Below are 3435 nucleotides of genomic sequence, written 5' to 3' on the forward strand. Positions count from 1 at the left end.
TCTCACCATTGGGGAATGTTATAATGGGCAATTAAATAAACATTTAATTCCTGATCAAACATATCGTAATTCAAACAGGCCGGTGAATGTTATAGAAGGAGGAATGTTATATTATCCCGCAAACCGAGAGGTTAATCCTTCCTACAATCAAGCTTTTATTTTGACTGAGATGATATACCCTACTGGAGGAAAAACCAAATTTGAATATGAATCAAATAAATTCCTATCATCTAATTCTACAGGAGACAATCTTCAACAAAATTTCTACAGTCAAAGAAAGACCATACAATATTATGGCAGTCGTACAAGCAATCCGACAGTTTTATATAATTCATTGATACAACAAAATTTTAGAGTTTCTGAATCGGATTATGATTGTACGATGGACATCAAAATACTTCTTCCTGAAAATGCACAAACATTTATAAATAAAATAGCTAGTAGCGATAAATTATTAATAGAATTAAAAAACTCGTCGTCTGGTGCGATAATTGAAACAATAGAACTAAGCAAAACAAAAAATCAATTTATTTTATATCCAAATACGAGCGATCCTGTATTATTGAAGACATTGATATATAAATCAACGAAACCCCTTTCTACAGGCGAATATACATTGAAGATAGAAGGTACGTTGAAAAGCTCATTTGACGAGTTTGATCTGAAGTATTCATATGTTCCTGGCAAGTATCAATTTCTATCTGAAAATCGTATGCAATATGCTGGTGGTCTAAGAATAAAGAAGATTACTTCATATGATAGTAATGGGAGTACCAAGGTTGGAGAACAAAGCTATAGTTACGATGATAATGCATCATATTTGATTACAAGTTATCCACGGTATTCATATATGTATTTAGGTAAGGAAAGTAATACAACTTTTTATTTTCATTCGAATGGATTAAGGAGTCTAAAATGTCCAATAGGGTATGGTACTGTCACTGTATATCAAGGAGATGAAACAGGCGTAAATGGCAAAAGTGTATATAATTATAATATTAAAGGAGATAGGCATTTAGATTATTCATCTCATCCTCGCGATTATTTAACTTTGCCCCTCAATTTTGCATTACCTTTTGATCATAATTTTTCAAATGCCCCATTCTTGGATATTAGTTATAAAGATAATGGCCAGTTATTGAAAGAATCACATTATATAAAGAAAGGAACTAGCTTTAATCTTGTAAAAGAAATTTCTAATATTTATGATAAAGTTCAATCTATTCCTTTATGGGGTATTATGCAGAGGGAGATGAATAACGCTGGAGATCCCAATACACCTGTTGATCTGAATTGGTTTTGTACTAATATGACGAGTAAATATACTCCTATTACCGCATATCTGTATCCTGCTATTGTTCCCCAATGGACAGCGCTGAAAAAGAAAACAGAAAAAAATTATAATGAAAATGGAGTAATCCAAACCACTACAACTACAGACTATGAATATGATTCTAGCTTAAAATTGTTGATAAAAGAATCTACAATAAATAGTAATGGTAATATGAATTACATAGCATATACATATATGAATGAATTACCTTTGGGCGCAATAAAATCTAAAGCGCAAGAATTGAATTTTTTAGATGGACTGGTTAGTGTAGAAATGGGGACAAATAATACTTCGAACAAAAAAATAAATGAATATTCATTATTTAATAATGTACCATTGATCTCTGTTGAAAAAACAAATACAGGATTTGGTAATACGTTGGAAAGCCGTTTAGTTTATCACAATTATGATAGTTATGGTAATCCTCTTTATATATCGAAAGACAGTTCTAATAAAACCTTTTATCTATGGTCTTACCAAGGCCAATACCCTATAGCGGAAATAAAGACGACAGGTTATACTTTTGCAGAATTAGAAGCGATTGTCAATTCTGTATTTTCAGTGCCTAGCATCAATGCACTTTCAACTCTGGCGGTACCTAATGAAGCTAAATTAAAAGATGGCAGTCTTCAAAAGGTACTATCTAAAGCTCTTGTTACTACTTATACATTTAAACCGTTTTTTGGTATGACTTCAGTTACAAATCCATCAGGTATAACTACTTATTATGATTATGATAATAGAGGCAGATTGAAACGCACCTATATAAAAGAAAAAGACTCAAATGGAATTGATGTTGAAAAAAATATCCAATGGTATGATTATCATTACCAAAACCAATAAACGATTTTCAATATGAAAACAAAATATACCCTTATGTTTCTTCTAGCTGTTTTGATGATCACAGATCTACACACCCAAACAGCAAATCAGAATTATATTCAGACGCGTACCTATACTAAAGATGATGGATCGACCTATTTGGAGGCCATCCAGTATTTCGATGGTTTGGGGCGTCCAGTACAAGTAGTTCAAAAGACTGTAACTCAATTGACAGCAGACCTTGTGACTTATCAGGAGTATGACCCTTTCGGACGAAAAGAACGTACATGGCTTCCTGTTGTAGCTGCTGGTAATAACGGTGCTTATATACCACTGGATACATATAAAGCAAAGGCTATGACTACCTATAACAGCACTACCTACAATACGGTGGCAGATTCGGTAGCTTATAGCCGTCCTGTCTATGAAGCCTCTCCCCTAAACCGTATCTTAGAACAATACGGAACAGGTGTAGATTGGAAAACGAGTAAGAAAGCCGTACGAACCGGTTACCTGACCAATATAGCTAAATCCGGGACTATGTGGACAGATTCGGATTCATTAGTTTGTGGGCTGTATAAGACTACAGATGAAACTAAAACGATTAGCCTTTCCCGGACAGCTAATTATGGAGCCGGTGAATTGTATGTAACTCGACTGAAAGACGAGAATGACAATGTATCCTATGAATTCAAGGATAAACAGGGTCAGGTAGTATTAACTCGCCAGATAAACGCAGGAAAATTGTATGACACAAATTACATCTATGACAGCTTTGGGAATCTTCGTGCAGTGCTTCCTCCAGAAGCTTCGGATAGAATAGTAAGTTCATCTAATTGGACAGAGGCTGATACTAATTTGAAGTTATATGCTTATCTCTATAAATATGATGAACGGAACCGATGTATAGCAAAAAAGTTGCCCGGATGTGAATGGGTTTATTACGTCTACGACAAAGCTGACCAGGTTATTTATTCACAGGACGGAGAACTACGTAGTAAAGGGCAATGGTTGTTCTCTATCCCTGACGAATGGAACAGAATAGTATTAACCGGCCTCAGTAATGACACTATAAGTATAAGCAATAAAGTAGTGAAAGGTGTATATGCCAGTACAGGAAGTTATAAAAGGTATAACATACAAGTAGATGGGGTAGTTAAGATTTTTACGAAAACTCCAAACATTCTGTCAGTGAATTATTATGACAACTATGATTTCAGGGGGATGGCTGAGATTCCTTTTACAGGAACTGAATATACTGTCGAGACAGATTATGGCAT

At 34.4% G+C, this 3435-nt stretch carries 1 protein-coding gene and 1 pseudogene; both read left to right on the forward strand.

The window, feature by feature from the left end; translation table 11 throughout:
• Nucleotides 1-2176: pseudogene (locus tag LDB17_RS14360) on the forward strand (hypothetical protein); the annotation flags it as partial.
• Nucleotides 2177-2188: 12 nt separating this feature from the next.
• Nucleotides 2189-3435 (forward strand): DUF6443 domain-containing protein (locus LDB17_RS14365; protein WP_393925107.1); only part of this gene is annotated, 1247 nt, incomplete at its 3' end.

Source organism: Dysgonomonas sp. Shenzhen-Wh21, from assembly GCF_043392705.1.
Lineage (GTDB): Bacteria > Bacteroidota > Bacteroidia > Bacteroidales > Dysgonomonadaceae > Dysgonomonas.